This is a genomic window from Rhodococcus sp. ACT016, from assembly GCF_050477185.1.
GTDB lineage: Bacteria > Actinomycetota > Actinomycetes > Mycobacteriales > Mycobacteriaceae > Prescottella.
Genome location: NZ_JBEAET010000001.1, coordinates 5052958 through 5070512, shown reverse-complemented (window position 1 = coordinate 5070512; position 17555 = coordinate 5052958). Strand labels below are relative to the sequence as shown.

Annotated in this window: 17 protein-coding genes; 7 read left to right on the top strand and 10 right to left on the bottom strand. The window is 67.8% G+C overall.

Annotation, left to right across the window (positions count from 1 at the left end; translation table 11 throughout):
• Positions 1-52 precede the first annotated feature (52 nt).
• Positions 53-961, bottom strand: coding sequence for a LysR family transcriptional regulator (locus ACQ5DX_RS23250; protein ID WP_430334832.1), 909 nt, complete (start codon positions 959-961; stop codon positions 53-55).
• A gap of 119 nt (positions 962-1080) precedes the next feature.
• Between ACQ5DX_RS23250 and ACQ5DX_RS23245 the strand changes: the two genes are divergently transcribed.
• From ACQ5DX_RS23245 to ACQ5DX_RS23235, 3 genes are all read left to right on the top strand, one after another.
• A complete protein-coding gene (locus tag ACQ5DX_RS23245; protein WP_430334831.1) occupies positions 1081-1974 on the top strand; it encodes a LysR family transcriptional regulator in 894 nt (297 codons plus the stop codon).
• Between the two features lie 217 nt (positions 1975-2191).
• Positions 2192-3043 carry a crotonase/enoyl-CoA hydratase family protein gene (locus ACQ5DX_RS23240; protein WP_430335778.1) on the top strand — a complete coding sequence of 284 codons (852 nt, stop codon included), beginning with the start codon at positions 2192-2194 and terminating at the stop codon, positions 3041-3043.
• Positions 3044-3309: 266 nt separating this feature from the next.
• Positions 3310-3912, top strand: a complete 603-nt coding sequence (locus ACQ5DX_RS23235) for a M23 family metallopeptidase (protein WP_430334830.1) — start codon at positions 3310-3312, stop codon at positions 3910-3912.
• A gap of 19 nt (positions 3913-3931) precedes the next feature.
• Here the strand turns inward: ACQ5DX_RS23235 and abc-f are convergent, their stop codons facing one another.
• The 7 genes from abc-f to ACQ5DX_RS23200 all read right to left on the bottom strand — a co-directional run bounded on the left by abc-f (position 3932) and on the right by ACQ5DX_RS23200 (position 10797).
• Positions 3932-5566: a ribosomal protection-like ABC-F family protein gene (abc-f, locus tag ACQ5DX_RS23230; protein WP_430334829.1), complete on the bottom strand. Its 1635-nt coding sequence runs from the start codon at positions 5564-5566 to the stop codon at positions 3932-3934.
• A 282-nt stretch (positions 5567-5848) separates the two neighbouring features.
• Entirely contained in the window at positions 5849-6943 is a 1095-nt protein-coding gene (locus tag ACQ5DX_RS23225; protein ID WP_430334828.1) for an inositol-3-phosphate synthase, read from the bottom strand.
• Positions 6936-7499: a PadR family transcriptional regulator gene (locus tag ACQ5DX_RS23220; RefSeq protein WP_430334827.1), complete on the bottom strand. Its 564-nt coding sequence runs from the start codon at positions 7497-7499 to the stop codon at positions 6936-6938. Before ACQ5DX_RS23220 ends, ACQ5DX_RS23225 begins: the two co-directional genes overlap by 8 nt.
• A 106-nt stretch (positions 7500-7605) precedes the next feature.
• Positions 7606-8385: a DUF1707 SHOCT-like domain-containing protein gene (locus tag ACQ5DX_RS23215; protein ID WP_430334826.1), complete on the bottom strand. Its 780-nt coding sequence runs from the start codon at positions 8383-8385 to the stop codon at positions 7606-7608.
• Positions 8386-8426: 41 nt separating this feature from the next.
• A complete protein-coding gene (locus tag ACQ5DX_RS23210; RefSeq protein WP_430334825.1) occupies positions 8427-9275 on the bottom strand; it encodes a DUF1707 SHOCT-like domain-containing protein in 849 nt (282 codons plus the stop codon).
• A 59-nt stretch (positions 9276-9334) separates the two neighbouring features.
• Positions 9335-9931, bottom strand: coding sequence for a DUF1707 SHOCT-like domain-containing protein (locus ACQ5DX_RS23205; protein WP_430334824.1), 597 nt, complete (start codon positions 9929-9931; stop codon positions 9335-9337).
• The gene (locus ACQ5DX_RS23200; protein WP_430334823.1) at positions 9931-10797 is read right to left on the bottom strand and encodes a DUF1707 SHOCT-like domain-containing protein; all 867 of its coding nucleotides are present in this window, start codon (positions 10795-10797) and stop codon (positions 9931-9933) included. Before ACQ5DX_RS23200 ends, ACQ5DX_RS23205 begins: the two co-directional genes overlap by 1 nt.
• 147 nt (positions 10798-10944) lie before the next feature.
• Between ACQ5DX_RS23200 and ACQ5DX_RS23195 the strand changes: the two genes are divergently transcribed.
• Complete coding sequence (locus ACQ5DX_RS23195; RefSeq protein WP_280763017.1) at positions 10945-11373, top strand: DUF5318 domain-containing protein; 429 nt, start codon at positions 10945-10947, stop codon at positions 11371-11373.
• Between the two features lie 392 nt (positions 11374-11765).
• Here ACQ5DX_RS23195 and ACQ5DX_RS23190 read toward each other — a convergent pair whose 3' ends face one another.
• Entirely contained in the window at positions 11766-11963 is a 198-nt protein-coding gene (locus ACQ5DX_RS23190; RefSeq protein ID WP_430334822.1) for a hypothetical protein, read from the bottom strand.
• Between ACQ5DX_RS23190 and ACQ5DX_RS23185 the strand changes: the two genes are divergently transcribed.
• Both ACQ5DX_RS23185 and ACQ5DX_RS23180 read left to right on the top strand, forming a co-directional pair.
• Positions 11962-14064, top strand: coding sequence for a transglycosylase domain-containing protein (locus tag ACQ5DX_RS23185; protein ID WP_430334821.1), 2103 nt, complete (start codon positions 11962-11964; stop codon positions 14062-14064). The two genes, ACQ5DX_RS23190 and ACQ5DX_RS23185, sit on opposite strands and share 2 nt — an antisense overlap.
• 22 nt (positions 14065-14086) lie before the next feature.
• Positions 14087-15709 carry a glycosyltransferase family 87 protein gene (locus tag ACQ5DX_RS23180; RefSeq protein ID WP_430334820.1) on the top strand — a complete coding sequence of 541 codons (1623 nt, stop codon included), beginning with the start codon at positions 14087-14089 and terminating at the stop codon, positions 15707-15709.
• On the opposite strand, the gene ACQ5DX_RS23175 is transcribed toward ACQ5DX_RS23180, so the two are convergent.
• The gene (locus ACQ5DX_RS23175; RefSeq protein WP_430334819.1) at positions 15668-17014 is read right to left on the bottom strand and encodes a glycosyltransferase 87 family protein; all 1347 of its coding nucleotides are present in this window, start codon (positions 17012-17014) and stop codon (positions 15668-15670) included. The genes ACQ5DX_RS23180 and ACQ5DX_RS23175 overlap by 42 nt on opposite strands.
• Positions 17015-17210: 196 nt before the next feature.
• On the opposite strand from ACQ5DX_RS23175, the gene rpsF reads away from it, so the two are divergent.
• Complete coding sequence (gene rpsF, locus ACQ5DX_RS23170) at positions 17211-17498, top strand: 30S ribosomal protein S6 (protein ID WP_348603230.1); 288 nt, start codon at positions 17211-17213, stop codon at positions 17496-17498.
• Positions 17499-17555: the final 57 nt, after the last annotated feature.

The window sequence follows — 17555 nt, the reverse complement described above, 5'->3', positions numbered from 1 at the left end:
TCCGCCATCGCGGACACAGAATCCTCGATCCGCTGCCCGACAGCAGCGGAGCTCACGAGTTGCTTTCGGCACCACCGTGATCGACGCCCCGCAGTGCTGCCTCGAGGAGGGCACGAGCGGCCGGCGACAGCATGCCGGGCCGATGCATGACCGCAACTCCGAGGACCAGCGGCGGCTCCATTGATCGCGCCACCACCTCGGAGGCGTCGATGTTGTCGACAACCGCTCGTGACGTCCAGGCCATTCCCGCACCGGCCGCGACGAGCGGGACGGTCACCTGTCGATGCTCGGTGACCACACCGAGAGTTGTGCGTCGGGAGGAACGACGGAGGGCGCCTTCGACCGCGACGCGCCCCTGCGCCCCACCGGTCACCGCAATCACCGGGAGATCGGGAACCTGCTCGAACGGCAGCGGATCGGGGAGCTGCTCCGCGACGCGCCGCGGCAGCGCGATGCACAGTTCCTCGCTTCCGAGCGGGTGGGTGTCGAGATCGTGGTTGTCGGTCTGCGGGTCGACGAATCCGAACCCCAACTCGACGCTGCCGTCGCGAACAGCGGCTGCAACGGCCCCCTCCGAGCTGTACTCGCGGATCCGCACAGTCACCGACCGGTAGGTCCGCCTGAGGTCCCCGACCAGCGCGGGAACTCGTGACTCGTAAAGGCCTGCGGTGGTGCCGATGTCGACATGCCCGCCGTGGAGACCGGAGAACTCGGCGACGGAAGCCTGCGCAGTGGCCACATCTCTCAGCAGCTGACGAGCGGGCGCGACCAGCGCCGCTCCCACCGCCGTCGGAACCAGGCCTCGGCCTACTCGGTGAAAGAGGGGGGCTCCCAGATCGCGCTCCAAGGTCTGGATGGACTGTGACAGCGACGGCTGCGCGAGGTGGAGCGCCGCCGAGGCGCGAACGAGACTGCCGTGCTCGATCACTGCGAGAAAATGTTCGGCTTGTCGGAATTCCACATTCACCTCACCGCCGCCACGGCTCACGCCCGGCACCCTCGACTCCGGTCGGGATACGCCGGGATCTCCATTCCAGGCTGTCAGCTTATCGCGCACGGAAGGTTGTATAGGGTTCGGTTGTGGACTCACGTCAGCTGCGTTACTTCTTGGCCGTGGTCGACAACGGCAGCGTCACAAGGGCTGCGGAGATCCTGTATGTGGCCCAGCCTGCATTGTCGCAATCGCTTCGGGCGCTGGAGGCGGAACTCGGGACTGCACTTTTCCGGCGTGTGCCACGGGGGATGGAGCTGACCCCAGCGGGAGCGGCATTGGTGGGCCCTGCGCGCCAAGTGGTGCAGTCCTCCCGGCGTGTCGACGAGACTGTACGGGGGCTTGTCGCCCTCGAACGGGGCTGGCTCGATCTTGCCTGTCCGTCGGATCTGGCGGTGGACCCGCTGACGTCTCTTGTCGCACGGTTTCGGCTACTGCACCCGGGCATTCGGATCAACGTGGTGGATCCCGGCCCGAACGCCGACTCGTCGACAGTCCTGAGATCCGCCAGGTGCGAGGTGGGTATCGACTATCTGCCGCTCGACGAATCGAAGTTGGCGACGCACCTGCTCGGGCGTCGCCGGCTGCTCCTCGGTCTCCCGGCAGGATTCGACCGGACACCTGCTGCCACGTTCCCGATCGAGTCTCTCGCCGAGCTGCCGCTGGTGGCCGGCGCCAGGGGGTCGGTGGTTCGCGACGAGCTCGAAAGAGTCTGTGTGCAGCACGGTTTCACTCCGCACGTGGTGGTCGAGGTCGAGCACGAGCACAACGTGCATCTTCTGGTCGCGGCGGGTGCCGGCGCGGCCTTCCTCACTGAGCCGGAAGCGCGACACGCCGAGCGCCGCGGCCTGCAGGTGGTACGAACGGAGCCTGAGCTGGGTCGCGACTTCGGCCTCGTGTTCCGCACGGGTCCGCTGTCGCCGGCCGCCCTCGCGTTCGTCACGTTCGTGACGGCGTCGAGCGAGCGCTTCGAGGACACCTGATCGCCGAACGGAGCAGGCTGCCGGTGAATGTCGGGCAGCGGCCGGAAGGCTGGTATTCCTGGAACCGATCGCTCCAGGTGGAAACTGATCTTTGACTCGAGATGCCCCATCGTCGACGGTGAAGGGCATGCGCCCGAAGGAGTTCGGCTTGGAGCGGCCTTGCTTCGTTACCGGACATCCGTGCAGGCATCGCGCAATCCCAGGGAAAGGTTCACCTATGCAGTTCGAGACCATCCGCCTCGATATCGCCGACGGCATCGCCACGATCACGCTGGACCGTCCGGATCGGCTCAACGCGTGCTCCATCGAGATGAAGGACGAGATCATCAGGGCCTTCGATCACACGGACGACAGTGACGAGGTTCGCGCGGTCATCGTGACCGGTTCGGGTAGGGCTTTCTGCGCCGGTGCCGACTTGTCCGAGGGCGGTTCACGTTTCGACGTACCGATTGACGACGAAGGCAACGTCCCCCGGGACGGTGGCGGCGAGATGACGCTGCGCATCTACGACTCGATGAAGCCGGTGATCGCGGCGATCAACGGCCCCGCGGTCGGCGTCGGCGCGACGATGCTCCTGCCGATGGACATCAGGCTTGCGTCCGAGACTGCAAAGTTCGCGTTCCCGTTCACTCGCCGCGGAATCGTCCCGGAGAGTTGTTCGAGTTGGTTCCTGCCGCGCGTGGTCGGCGTGGATCGCGCGCTGGAATGGCTCTACACGGGAAGGCTGTTCAAGGCAGAGGAGGCAAGGGACGCCGGACTGCTACGCGCGGTCTATCCGCCCGATGAGCTGCTGGGCGCCGCACGGGCGCTTGCCGCCCAGATCATCGATGAGACGGCGCCCGTTTCGATGGCGCTGACTCGTCAACTGGTGTGGCGAATGCTCAGCGCTGCCCATCCGATGGAGGCGCACATCGCAGAATCGCGTGGATTGCGCGCCCAAGGCTCGAGCAGCGACGCATACGAAGGAGTCACGTCCTTCCTGCAGAAGCGCCCGCCCCACTTCACTCGAACCGTCGGCTCGGACATGCCCGAGATCTTCCCCGGTTGGCAGCCTCCCCGGTACGCCTAGCCGAGGCCGGCGCTGTCCGTCGCGACGAACGTATTGCCGCTGTCGGTGGTCGCGCAAATGGCGTGATCCGAAATTCCCGTAGTCGTTAGTTTGCCGATGAAAGTGGCCTGACCTGAGAGTTTGCGAAACCGGTCGGTTTATATGTGACCGAGATAAAAATGCGATAACACTCGACGGATCGATATAGCTTCGTTACTCTTTTGTGACGGGCCCCAAATGGAGCAACTCCTCGGGCCGATGAGCAAGACACAAATGAGGTAACACCCGTGGGCAAGCACCACCATTCATCACACCATTCCACTCGCAATATCGCTTCGTCGAAGTCCGGCGTCCGCCGGCGATCGCTGAAGACGGCGGCACTGGCCGCCATCGCCGGATCCCTCCTCGTCGGCGGGACGCAACTCGGCGTGGCCACCGCGTCGGCGGCCCCGCAGCTCTCCCAGACCATCGGGTCCGCCCACACGTTGTGGTCGAACTCTTCTGTGGTGCAGCCGGTTTCCGGTGTGCTCACGTCGAGCTACGGTCCGCGCTGGGGCAGTCACCACAACGGCATCGACATCGGCGCCAACCTCGGCACCCCGATCTACTCGGCCACCGCCGGCTCCGTGATCTCGGCCGGCCCGGCCTCCGGCTTCGGGCAGTGGGTGCGCGTGCAGGCCAGTGACGGCACCATCACCGTGTACGGCCACGTCGACACCTACATCGTCAGCGTCGGCCAGCACGTCGCTGCCGGTCAGCAGATCGCGACGGTCGGCAACCGCGGCCAGTCGACCGGTCCGCACCTGCACTTCGAGGTCTGGGATCCCAGCGGTAGCCAGGTCGACCCGCAGGCCTGGTTGCAGAACAACGGCGTCTCCCCGACCTGGTGATTCGCCTCACCACCGAGGGTCACCGGCGCGGCGATGGCGGGGGTCGCAGCGCCAGGTGATCACCGGCGAAGCGTTGCCGCATCCGCCGGTCGTGGGTGACGACGACGACGGTGCCGGCGAACGCGTCGAGGGCCTCCTCGAGTTCCTCGACGAGCGCCGGTGACAGGTGGTTCGTCGGCTCGTCCAGCAGCAACAGGTCGGCACCGGAGGTTGCGAGCAGCGCCACCTCGAGCCGCCGCCGTTGACCGCACGACAGTTCCATGAGCGGCCGGTTCAGGTCGTCGGGATGGAACAGACCGAGCGAGAGCAGTTCGGCCGCGGCGTCGGCCGGGTAGTCGCGGCGCTCGTCGGCGTAGGCCGCGAGGAGCGTCATCGCATCGGGCCACGTCCGGACGGTCTGCCGCAGGTGTCCCACCCTCGCCGGCGCGCGCACCTCGCCGCTGTCGGGGACGATCTCGCCGGCGATCACCTGGAGCAGCGTGCTCTTCCCGGCTCCGTTCGGGCCGGTCACCAGCAGGCGATCCCCGGGCCGCACCTCCAGGTCCGGGATCACCGGCCGCGACCCGACGCGCACGTCCCGCAGTTGCACGAGCGGTCCGTCGGGCGCACCGGCGGCCGTCGGCGACAGTGACGGCGTGAACCGCAACGGTTCCGGTGGCGGCGCCACCGGGTCGCGCGTGAGGCTTTCGATCCGCTCCTTGGCGTTGCGGATCCGCCCCATCGCACCGTGATCGCGTCCGCGCGCCCGGAACGCTCCGTGCCCGAATCCCGCCTTCTCCTGTTTGCGCGGGATCGATTCGAGCCGTGAGACATTCGACTCGACGAGACGTTTGCTCCGATCGAGTTCGAACCTCCAGCTCTCGTACTCCAGCAACCGTCGTCTGCGCTCGGCGGCCTTCGCGACGAGGTACCTGTCGTAGCCGTCGCCGTAGCGGCGCACACCGCACTCGGCCACCTCGAGGATCACCCGGGTGAGGCGCGCCAGGAAGGCGCGATCGTGGGTCACCGCCACCACGGTGCCGCGGTGCTCGAGCAGACGTTCTTCCAGCCACGCCACGGCCGCGTCGTCGAGGTCGTTGGTCGGCTCGTCGAGGAGGAGCAGTTCGGCCTTCGACGCCAGGCTCGCTGCGAGCGCCAACCGGGCCTGTTCCCCGCCGGAGAGCGTGTCGAGGCGCCGCGACCGGTCGACGTGTGGCAACCCGAGCGCGTGCAGTCCGGCGTCGACGCGCTCCGCGACGGTGTATCCCTCCATGCTCTCGAAAACGCTTGTGAGGTATCCGTATTCGTCGAGCAGTGAATCCAGTTCGGCGGATGTCGTGTGCATCATCCGCTGCTCCACGTCACGGATCTGCGACTCCAGAGCCCGAAGATCGTGGAGGACATGGTGTATCGCGTGCTGGACGGTCGTACCGCCGGGCAGATCCAGTGACTGCGCGGCGTACGCGATGCCGCCGGGCGCGACGACGTGGACGTCCCCGTTGTCGGGACGTGTGCGACCGGCGATGAGGGCCAGCAGGGTGGACTTGCCGGATCCGTTGTCGCCGACGACACCGACCTTCTCGCCCGGCGCGATCGACAGGTCCACACCGTCGAGGACGATGTGGTCGCGGTAGCGCTTCGAGGCGGCACGAAGGGTGAGCTGTGGAACAGACATGGGCGTGCTCCTTGCGACCCGGAAGAGATCCGGGCAGATCGGGGAAAGGTGCCCTCGCGCAATCGACCCGAACGAATCGGGCGGAAGGGATGCGCGCTCAGGACCCGCCGCGGAGCATGCTCGACGCGGCGTCCCGATCTAGTGATTCAGAGTGCCCACGAAAGTCACCGTAGCACCGAAGACTTCGGTGGCCCAGTGAATATTCGGCACGGCTGTGTCCGAAGACGCCTGTGGCGGTGGTCGAACGAATCGACCACCGCCACAGGAGGTTTACGCGGAGACTCAGGCCTCGATGATGAAGGCCTCGAGCTCGGCGCGAGCCTTGTCGTCGGCCATCTGGACCGGCGGGGACTTCATCAGGTACGCCGACGCCGGCAGGATCGGGCCGCCCAGGCCGCGGTCCTTGGCGATCTTCGCGGCGCGGATCGCGTCGATGATGATGCCGGCCGAGTTCGGGGAGTCCCAGACCTCGAGCTTGTACTCCAGGTTCAGCGGGGCGTCACCGAACGCGCGGCCCTCGAGGCGGACGTACGCCCACTTGCGGTCGTCGAGCCACTCCACATAGTCCGAGGGACCGATGTGGACGTTGCGGTCGTGGACCTTGCCGGCCAGCGGGCCGTTCAGGTTGGAGGTCACGGCCTGCGTCTTCGAGACCTTCTTGGACTCCAGGCGCTCGCGCTCGAGCATGTTCTTGAAGTCCATGTTGCCGCCGACGTTGAGCTGGTAGGTGCGGTCCAGCACCACGCCGCGGTCCTCGAACAGCTTCGCCATCACGCGGTGGGTGATGGTGGCGCCGACCTGCGACTTGATGTCGTCGCCGACGATCGGGACACCGGCCGCGCGGAACTTCTCGGCCCACTCCGGATCGGACGCGATGAAGACGGGCAGGGCGTTGACGAACGCGACACCGGCGTCGATGCAGCACTGCGCGTAGAACTTGTCGGCCTCCTCCGAGCCCACCGGCAGGTAGGACACGAGGACGTCGACCTGCGCGTCCTTCAGCGCCTTGACGACGTCGACGGGCTCGGCGTCGGAGACCTCGATGGTCTGCGCGTAGTACTTGCCGATGCCGTCGAGCGTCGGGCCGCGCTGGACCGGGACGTCCAGCGGCGGGACGTCGGCGATCTTGATGGTGTTGTTCTCGCTGGCGTTGATCGCCTCGGAGAGGTCGAACCCGACCTTCTTGGCGTCGACGTCGAAGGCGGCGACGAACTGGACGTCGCGGACGTGGTACTGGCCGAACTTGACGTGCATCAGGCCGGGGACGGTGGAGTTCTCGTCCGCGTCCTTGTAGTACTGCACGCCCTGGACCAGGGACGAGGCACAGTTACCCACGCCCACAATGGCTACGCGCACCGCAGTGCTGTTCTCACCCATGGTCGGGTTCTCCTTCTTTCTTCTTGGGTGCTGCTATTGATGATTGTTCGGCGGCGATCAGCTCGTTCAGCCACCGCACTTCGCGTTCACTCGACTCGAGACCGAGCTGGTGGAGCTGGCGGGTGTAGAGGTCGAGTGACCCGGTAGCCCGCCCGATGGCGTCGCGGAGGCCTTCCCGGCGCTCCTCGACCTGACGTCGCCTGCCTTCGAGGATTCGCATCCGCGCTTCTGCGGGGGTGCGGCTGAAGAAGGCGAGGTGCACGCCGAACCCGTCGTCGGTGTAGTTCTGGGGCCCCGTGTCCGCCACCAGCTCGGAGAAACGCTTCTTGCCGGCGGGGGTCAGCTCGTACACGCGGCGCGCCCGGCGCTTGACGGTGCCGTCCTCGCTCTCGTCCTCGGCGATCAACCCGTCCGCCTGCATGCGACGCAGCGTCGGGTACAGCGAGCCGTAGGAAAAGGCGCGGAAAGCTCCGAGCAGGCCGGTGAGCCGCTTGCGCAGCTCGTAGCCGTGCATGGGTGACTCGAGGAGCAGCCCGAGAATTGCCAGCTCGAGCATGATCACACCCCCTGAGTGTCCCGAACATAACCGATAGATGCGATTACCAACTATATCGCACCGATATATACGGGCACACTGTTTCGCGAAACTGCTGGTGGGAGACCTACTGGTCGGCTCGGTAGATGCTGCGGACGGTGCCGTCGAACCCGACCGTCAGAAAGCCCTGCGTACCCGCGCCCTCGTTCCACAAGTGGATGCCCACGACCGGCCCGTCATCGCCGCGCTTCGCGTCCATGAAGATCCGGGTCGGGTCGTCCACGCGAAGCGTGCGATCGGCGCCGTGGAGCAGCCCGATCACCCGCGGGACGTTCGGACGCAGCTCCGCGAGGTCGACGGGCACGCCCTCGGTGCGATTGGACGACGTCCCGTTGTCCGTGAGCTGGGCCTGTCCCTTTTCGACCTTGTACTGGTACCTCTGCGACAGGCCTGGTTTGCCGGGTACCTGGCGGGAGAACGTCGCGTACTCGGGGTAGACGGTCAGCTGGTCGACCTGTGAATCGCCCAGTTCCCGGTGGATCTCGTCGAGCATCCGCCCGAAACCCGCCGCGGTGCTCAACTCGGACGCGCTCGCACTCGAGGCGGCGGCCGGTTCGCCGTTGTCCCGGGCCGACGTGACCACCACGATTCCGCACACGAGGACCACGGCGGCCGAGAGCGCGACGGCCCAGCGGGTGTCCCGCGAGTGTGGCGGTGTCGGCATGGCATCCCGCAGATCCGCAGGCACCTGCAGGTCCCGCACGAGTCGATCGAGGTCGGCGAGCGTCCGCGCCGACCTGGTCGCCTCGGTCCGATTCCGGTGCTCCGCCTCGGTGAGCTGGCCGTCGGAATACGCCGCGTCGAGGACGTCACGCACCGCGGCGCGGTCGACGTCGCGGGCGCGCAACCGCAAAGTCGGGGTTGGAGATCGCCGATTGTTCGGCACGGTCATCGCCCGCCGGCCGGGTAGATCTCGACGATCGAGCCGTCCAAGCGCGTGTCCACCATTCCGCTTCGCTTGTCCTTGTCCTCGAACAACACGGTGACCAGACCTTCGTCGGTCGAATCGGGACGCGCGACGATGTAGTTCACCGATCCCGCCGGCACCCCGACCCGATTCGGACCTGTCGCGACCACCTCGGCGAGCCGGTCGACGTCGAGGGCCGCGAGATCGACCGTGGTGTCGGAGGTGCGCGAACTGGGCGACCCCGACGTGGTGAAGCCGCCGCGGAAGCTCCAACTCTGCGCGCGGAGCGGTTGGTCGTCCAGCATCCGGGTGAAGTACACGTAGGTCGGATAGAACCTCACCTCGTCCACGCGCAGATCGCCGAACTTCTGCTCGTACTGACGCAGGAAGTCACGGATCGCCTCGGGAGAGCGCGGATCGAGCGGTTCGATCACGATCGACTGCGGCTCGCCGGGCGCGACGGGCGCCGAAACCGGTTCGGCCGCGACGACCGTCTCGGGTGCCGCGTCGTGACCTCGGGTCGTGAACACGACCGTTCCGACGACCGCCACGGCCGCGACGACACCGGCGGCCACGACGCGTCCGGGAACGCGCCCGCGTGGTGCCGGGGCGGAGTCCCGTGCGGCCTCGACGAGATGTTCGGGAATCTGCAGGTCCGAGACCAGCGCGTCGAGCTCCCCGAGCGTCTTGGCCTTCATCGCGGTGGCGGTGCGGGACTCGTATTCGGTCGGGTCGAGCTGCCCCTCGGCGTATCCGGCGTCGAGGAGCCCGCACGTCTGGGCGCGATCGATGTCGCGCGCGCGAGCTTTGGCGGAGACGGGGGCGGACACGTCGGTGATCCTAGGAAACCGTTCGGAATGTTGTGTAACCACGTCCGGTTGTGAGGTACCTACCGGTCGGCTCTGCGGACTTCCAGGATCTCGCCGTCGAAATCCATGATCAGCGACCCGAAGGCGGCGATGTCCTGATTGGACGCCAGGATCTCGACGATCGGTATGTCGTCGTCGCGCAGGATCCGCAGGTAGACCGAGTCCGGATTCGGTACTGCGACGCTCTGCTCGATCCCCCGGACCAAGCCGATCAGCTTGGGCAGGCTCGGCCGAAGTTCCGCGAGGTCGACCGGAACGGTGGGCGTGCGGGTTCCATCGTCGTCAGGTCCCTTGAAACTGGGACTCCCGGAGTCGATCTTGTAGCTGTACCCCTCGCTCCGGCCGGGCTTTCCCGGGACAGGGCGTTCGATCTGGGCGTGCTCGGGGTACACGAGCAGTTTGTCGACCTCCAGGCTGCCGAGCTTGCGCTCGAGGGTGTCGAACAGGCGTGTCATCTCGGTCAGTGTCAGCAGGTCGGCCGATTCTGCACGGACGGCGGCGGCGGAAGGCGCGTCGTCGCCCGACCGCGCCACGACGACGGCTCCGCCCACCGCGAGCACGGCCGCGGTGCCCAGAGCGGCGATCCACCGCATGCTTCGGCCTACGGTCGGCGTCATCACTTGTCCGCAATTCGGACGGAGATCTCGTCGCCCCCGAGTGTCGTGTGCACACTGCCGGATCGCTTGTCGGGACTGTCGACGCCGATGACCAACTCGAGCTCTCCACCGGTGCTGCGGACATCGACGTCGCTGATCCCGCCGGTCGAAAGCTGTACCCGATCCGGTGCCGCGGCGAGGTTGGCCGCGAGCCGGTCGAGATCGATCGCCGCGAGATCTATCGACCGGGGATCGGCGCGTGGACTGGGCGTCATCGACGGTTTGAACCCGTTCATGAAGATGTATCGCTGGTACAGATGCGGAGCCCCGTCGACCGCACGCGTCACATCCACACGATCGGGGTAGAAGATGGCGCGATCGACCACGGTGTCCCCGAACTTGACGCGGTACCGGTCGATGAAAGCCCGGATCCCCTCGACGGTGGTCGTGTCGATCGGATCGATCACGATCGCGTCGGGCTCGCCCGGAATCGGTGCCGGCAGCGGCGCGGGTTCCTCCGCAGCGGCAACGACTTCCGGCGCCGCGGCCGTCCGACCGGCCTCGTCGTCGCCACGGGTGACGAAGAACACCGCCCCGATCACGATCGCGATAGCCGCGACGGCCGCGGCGATCACCGGACCGCGACGCGGCCGTCGGCCTGCAGTCGCGGACCGGAGTGCGGTCTCGACGAGGTGCGCGGGAATCTGCAGGTCCGAGACGAGGGCGTCGAGTTCGCCGAGTGTCTTGGCCTTCATCGCCGCGTTGGTGCGGGACTCGTATTCGGTCGGGTCGAGCTGTCCTTCGCCGTAGCCGGCGTCGAGGAGCCCGCACGTCTGGGCACGATCGATGTCGCGCGCGCGAGTACTGGAGGAAGCCTGCTCGGACACGTTCGTGATCCTAGGAAACCGTTCGGAATGTTGCGGCGCCACATCCGAACCGATCCAGTTGCGACCTGTCAAGACCTTGTGTCGGTCCCCACGTGCGCATACTCCCACCGCACCCCGCCGGCGGCCGACGCACGTACTCTGGTCTCCGTGCGGATACAGCGGCAGGTCGTGGACTACGCGCTGCAGCGCCGGTCCCTGCTCGCCGAGGTCTACTCGGGGCGGACCGGCGTGAGCGAGGTCTGCGATGCGAGCCCGTACCTGCTGCGCGCGGCGAAGTTCCACGGCCGCCGCAGCGAGGTCATGTGCCCGATCTGCCGCAAGGAAGAGTTGACCATCGTGTCCTGGGTGTTCGGTGACAAACTGGGCCCGGTTTCGGGCTCGGCGCGGACACCCGAGGAACTGGTTCGTCTGGCCGCAACCGAGGAGGAATTCTCGGTGCACGTGGTCGAGGTGTGCCGCACATGCAGCTGGAACCATCTGGTCCAGTCCTACGTACTCGGTGCGGTGCCGGCGCCGAAGCGGCCGAGGAGATCCTCCTCGACTCGCTCTCCCCGCCGCCGCACCGCGAGTGAGTAGTAGGAAGCCGACAGCTGTGCCCACAGCACGACGTCACCGAGGACTGCCCGCAGTCACCCGACTACTGGAGATTCGTACGTGAGTTCCCCCAACAACCCGCAGGGTGGCCGTCCCAACGGACCACGCCGGCCCAGCGGGCCCCAGCAGAGTGGACGACCGGCCGGGCAGCAGCCCGGCCGTCCCATGGGTGGCCCGGCTCCTCGCCGCAACCCCGGCCCGCCGCCGGTCGGCCGCCCCGGACCCGGCCAAGGCGCTCGTCCGCCGCAGGGACAGGGGGGTCGCCCGCCGCAGGGTGGCCGTCCGCCGCAGGGGCAGGGGGGTCGTCCGCCGCAGGGACAGGGGGGTCGCCCCCCGCAGGGTGGCCGTCCCGCTCAGGGCGGCGCGCGTCCGGCTCAGGGCGGGGGACGTGGACCGGGTGGCCGGCCGCCGGTCGGCCCGCCGCCCACCGCGCGGAAGCCCGGTGGTGGATCCGGCGGCGAGCCGCCGAAGCCGCCGAAGAAGAACGCGAAGTCCAGCCGGTGGAAGATCGCCCGCCGCACCGCGTACGCGGTCGTCGCAGCGGGCCTGATCGTGCCGATGCTGGCGTTCATGCTCGCGTACGTGGTCGCGGACGTCCCGAAGCCCGGCGACATGAAGTCCAATCAGGTCGCGACGATCCTGGCGTCGGACGGGACGACGGAGATCACCCGCGTCGTGCCGCCGGAGGGCAACCGGACCGAGGTCTCGATCGATCAGATCCCGGAGCACGTGCGCAACGCCGTGATCGCGGCGGAGGACCGGCAGTTCTACACCAACCCCGGCTTCTCGGTGAGCGGCTTCGCCCGCGCAGCGCGTGACAACGTGCTCGGCCGCGACAGCGCCGGCGGTGGTTCGACAATCACGCAGCAGTACGTCAAGAACGCGCTGGTCGGCTCCGAGCGCTCGCTCACCCGCAAGATGAAGGAACTGGTGATCTCGTCGAAGATGGCCCGTCAGTGGTCCAAGGACGAGATCCTCGCCGCCTACCTCAACACCATCTACTTCGGTCGCGGCGCGTACGGCATCGCCGCCGCCTCCGAGGCGTACTACGGCAAGCCGGTCGAGGAGCTGACCGTCGCCCAGGGCGCCATGCTGGCGGCGATCATCCAGCAGCCGTCCGGCCTGGATCCCGAGACCAACCCGACCGGCGCCCAGACGCGGTGGAACTACGTCCTCGACGGCATGGTCGACAGCGGCACGCTCAGCGCCACCGACCGCGCCGCGATGCAGTTCCCGCCGGTCGTTCCGCTCACCGAGGTCGACAAGGACAACGGCGGCGGCGGCCCGGAGGGGCTGATCAAGCAGCAGGTGCTGCAGGAGTTGTCGGCGTCGGGCATCAGCGAGCAGGACCTCAACACCGAGGGCCTGCAGATCACCACGACGATCGACCCGCAGGCGCAGCAGGCCGCCCTCGACTCGGTCGAGAAGTACATGGACGGTGAGCCGTCCGACCTGCGGACCGCGGTCGTGTCCGTCGATCCGCACACCGGCGCCGTCCGCGCCTACTACGGCGGAGCCGACGGAACCGGCTACGACTTCGCGCAGGCCGGCCTACAGACCGGCTCGTCGTTCAAGGTGTTCGGTCTCGCCGCCGCGCTGGACCAGGGCATCCCGCTGTCGCAGATGTACGACAGCAGCCCGCTCACCGTCAACGGCATCTCGATCGGCAACGTCGAGGGCGAGTCCTGCGGCACGTGCACCATCGCCGAGGCACTCAAGCGGTCGCTCAACACGAGCTTCTACCGGCAGATGCTGCAGATGGACGACGGCCCGCAGGCCATCGCCGACATGGCCCACAAGGCAGGCATCCCCGAGGACATCCCCGGCGTCGGTGCGTCGCTCACCGAGCCGGGCGGCGTCGGCCCCAACAACGGCATCGTGCTCGGTCAGTACCAGTCGCGTCCGCTGGACATGGCGTCCGCGTATGCGACGCTGGCCGCGTCGGGCGTGTACCACAAGCCGTACTTCGTGCAGAAGGTCGTCACCTCCGACGGCACCGTTCTGCTCGACCGTGGCACGCCGGTCGGTGAGGACCGTATCGACGCCGCCGTCGCGGACAACACCACCGCCGCCATGACCCCGATCGCCGCATACTCGCGCGGGCACGGGCTGGCCGGGGGACGCCCGTCGGCCTCGAAGACCGGTACGGCGCAGCTCGGCGACACCGGCTCCAACAAGGACGCCTGGATGGTCGGGTTCACCCCGTCGCTGTCGACGGCGGTGTGGGTCGGTACCGAGCAGGGACTGCCGCTGGAGAACAGCTGGGGCGGAATGATCTACGGATCGGGTCTGCCGTCGGACATCTGGAAGGGGACGATGGACGGTGCGCTGAAGGGCACCGACGTCGAGAAGTTCCCGACGCCGGATCCGATCGGCGGCCAGGCCGGTGTGCCGGAGTACTCGGCACCGGCCGCGCCGAAGACGTCCTCGGCGCCGACGTCGACCTCCTCGCAGCCGACGACCACTCCCCCGCCGCTCGAGATCACCACGAGCAATGTGGAGATCTTCCCCGGCGTCAACATCCCGATTCCGGGTGTCGCCCCGGGCAAGACCACCCAGTCGACGCCGACGCAGTCACCGGAATCGACGACGACGGAGGAGCAGCAGCCGGAGGCCGGTCGGGTCCCGCAGGGCCAGGTGCGGCAGCCTCTGCAGCCGGTGCCCGCCGGTTAGCCGTTCCCGGTAGCCTCGCGGAGTGGCCGACAACACAACGGGTAGCACAGAAACCCGCGACGGCGTCGAGCTGGTGTCACCGGCACCGCTCGCCGCCGATCGCCGGTCCGCGGACTGGCGGGACGTGCCGGGCCACACGGATCCGCTCACCGCACGGCTGACGTCGACGATCGGCGGTCCCGTCGGTCGGCACGCGCTGATCGGCCGCACCCGGTTTTTCACGCCGATGCGGGTGATCCTGCTGTTGGCCGTGGTGTTCCTGAGCTTCGGCTGGTTCAGCAAGGCGGGCTGCATCCAGCAGGGCCCGGTGGGCGCCAACGGTGCACTCGGGCTGGACTGGGGCGGCAACCGCCAGTACGTCGCGATGTGTTATTCGGACACCGTCCCGCTCTACGGCGCCGAGCACCTCGACGAGGGTGCCTTCCCGTACAAGAAGTGGTGGGAGGAGTCGCGGTCCGACGGTTCCGTGCAGCGCCGCTACATGGAGTACCCGGTGCTGTCGGGGCTCTACCAGTACGGCTCGATGGTGGTGGCGAAGGCGTGGCACGCGACGCCGTGGCTGCCCGGCGGCCTGCAGGTGGCGATCTACTTCAACGTGGTCGCGCTCGGTCTGGCCGTGGCCTGGCTGGTGACGGTGTGGGCGAGCGCGCTGCTGGCCGGGAGACGGATATGGGACGCCGCGCTGGTCGCGTGCTCCCCGCTGGTAATCGTGCACGCTTTCACCAACTTCGATCCGCTCGCGACCGCGTTCGCGGCCGGCGGCCTCCTCGCCTGGGCGCGTAAACGTCCGGTGCTCGCCGGTGTCCTGCTCGGGCTCGGCGGCGCCGCGAAGCTGTATCCGCTGCTGCTGCTCGGCCCGCTGCTGGTGCTGTGCCTGCGGGCCGGGAAGCTGCGGGAGTGGTGGCACACCGCGCTCGCCGCCCTGGGAGCGTGGCTGGTGGTGAATCTGCCGATCGCGCTGCTGTTTCCGCGTGGCTGGGCGGAATTCTTCCGGCTCAACTCCGACCGCGGCGCCGACCCCGACTCGATCTACAACGTGATCACGTCGTTCACCAGTTGGGCCGGGTTCGACGGGCCGCTCGCGCCCGGTGAGTCGCCGAGTGTGCTGAACGCGGTGTCGCTGTTGCTGTTCGTCGCCGTCTGCGTCGGCATCGGGTACGTCGCGCTGACCGCACAGCGGCGCCCGCGCGTGGCGCAACTGTGCTTCCTGCTGGTCGCCGGATTCCTGCTCACCAACAAGGTGTGGAGTCCGCAGTACTCGCTGTGGCTGGTGCCGCTCGCGGTCCTGGCCCTGCCCCACCGCCGGATCCTGTTGGCGTGGATGACGATCGACGCCCTCGTGTGGGTGCCGCGGATGATGTACTACCTGGGCGTCGCCAACAAGGGCCTGCCCGAGCAGTGGTTCACCGGGGCCGTCGTGATCCGGGACCTCGCCGTCGTCGTGCTGTGCGCCCTGGTCCTGCGCCAGATCTACCGGCCGTCCGAGGATCTGGTCCGGTTCGGCTTCATCGACGACCCCGCCGGCGGCGTCCTCGACCAGGCCGAAGACGCGCCACCGCGATGGCTGCCCGCGTGGCTGCGGCCGCGCGTGCCGGTCCTGACGTCAGCCGGTGCGCCCCACGAGGAGTCGAGCGTCGGACGCTGACGCCTGCGGCACCGTGTCGGGTTCGCGCGCGGCGCGACGCGCCGGTGCCCGCAGCAGCACGAAGAAGAACACCACCAGCAGCGCCGCCTGGCTCCACACGCCGAGCTTGACGAAGAACTCGGCGGTCGCGGCGTCGGATCGGGTGAGGGCGTCGAACCAGCGGAACACGCCGATGCCCAGTGCGAGATCGGCCGCGAGGTAGGCGCCGACGAGGGACCACGGCACCCGCAGCAGGACGAAGAACGGGAGCAGCCACAGGGTGTACTGCGGCGAATGCACCTTGTGCAGCAGCATGAACGCGCACAGCATCGCACCGCTGACGCCGATCCACGGGTAGACGCCCTGGCGTTCGAATCGCTTCCAGCCCAACCACAGTGCGAGACCGAGCGCGACGAACAGGACCATCGGCGAGAGGATGCCGACGAGATGGTGGTACGCCTCGGTGCCCCGCAACCCGCCGCCCATCAACGGCCGCAGTCCCCAGTACCAGATGCTGTTGCTGGACATGTCCGCCTGCCGCTTCAGTTGGAACGCGAACGACGCGCGCCACCCGTCGTAGTCGGCGATCACGAACGGCAGGTTGATCGCCGCGACCGTCCCGGCGGCGGCCGCGATCACCGTTGCGGCGCCGCGGACGTCGAAACGTCCGCGCCCTCGTCCGGCGGTGAGGACGTACAGCGCGAGCGGAAGCACGAACAGGCCGGGATAGAGCTTGAGGCAGAACCCGACCCCGAGTAGGACGGCTGCCAGCGTTCCGCGGGTGCGCACTGACCACCGGTCCGACGCCATCACCGCGATCGCGGCCACCGATGTCGCGACCACGGGCAGTTCCCAGTTGTGGAACGCGTACAGCAGCAGCGGCGGTGTGGCCGCCCACAGCAGAGCCGGTCGGCCCGCCAGCCGGCCGAGCAACCACGCCGTGAGCAGCCCGAACGGTGCCAGCAGCAGCGCCGAGTGCAGCAGGAAGGCGGCATCGGTGTGCGCGCCGAGAGCGCCGAGCCACATCAACATGCCGCTCAGCACCGGGTATTCGACGGTGCCGGGGACGAGCAGGCCGTCCGGGGTGATGCCCCCGGTGTACGGGAACAGGTGCTGGTCGATGCCGCGGTCCAACCACAGGAACTGGATGTCGGAGTAGCAGACGTCGCTGTCCTTGATCCGGTAGAAGATCAGGCTGCGCCCGTCCACGGTGAACGGTGGGCCGGTGCAGCGCGCCTTGTCGAGGTAGGCGAGCACGAGCACGAGCAGGCAGGCGGTCATGATCGTGACCATGGTTCCGGCTCGGAAGCCCGCCTCCGCCCGCATGTGGTCCAGCCTATGGCGATTCGGGGGTTTCCGTCGGATCAGCGGGACCCGGTGACCGCCCCCGCGGGCGGGCGTGCAGATCAATTTCGCAGGTCACAGGCCACTCGTGTACCCTGCAAAGGTTGCTGACGCAACGACCCTCCTGCCACGGACAGTCCGTGGCCGTTTCACAGTCCATAGGAGGTGATGAGGTCTTATGCGTCATTACGAATTGATGGTCATCCTCGACCCCAGCCTGGACGAGCGCACTGTCGCCCCGTCGCTGGATACGTTCCTCAATGTCGTCCGTAAGGACGGCGGCAATGTCGACAAGGTCGATGTGTGGGGCAAGCGTCGTCTCGCGTTCGAGATCGCCAAGAACGCTGAAGGCATCTACGCGGTCATCGACATCACCGCCGAGCCGGCCACCGTCAAGGAGCTCGACCGTCAGCTGGGTCTGAACGAGTCGGTGCTTCGTACCAAGGTCCTGCGCCACGGCAAGTGATTCCCGTCTGATCCAGGCACGGAAACTGGGCGTCAGTACCAGCACCTAGGCTCTGGA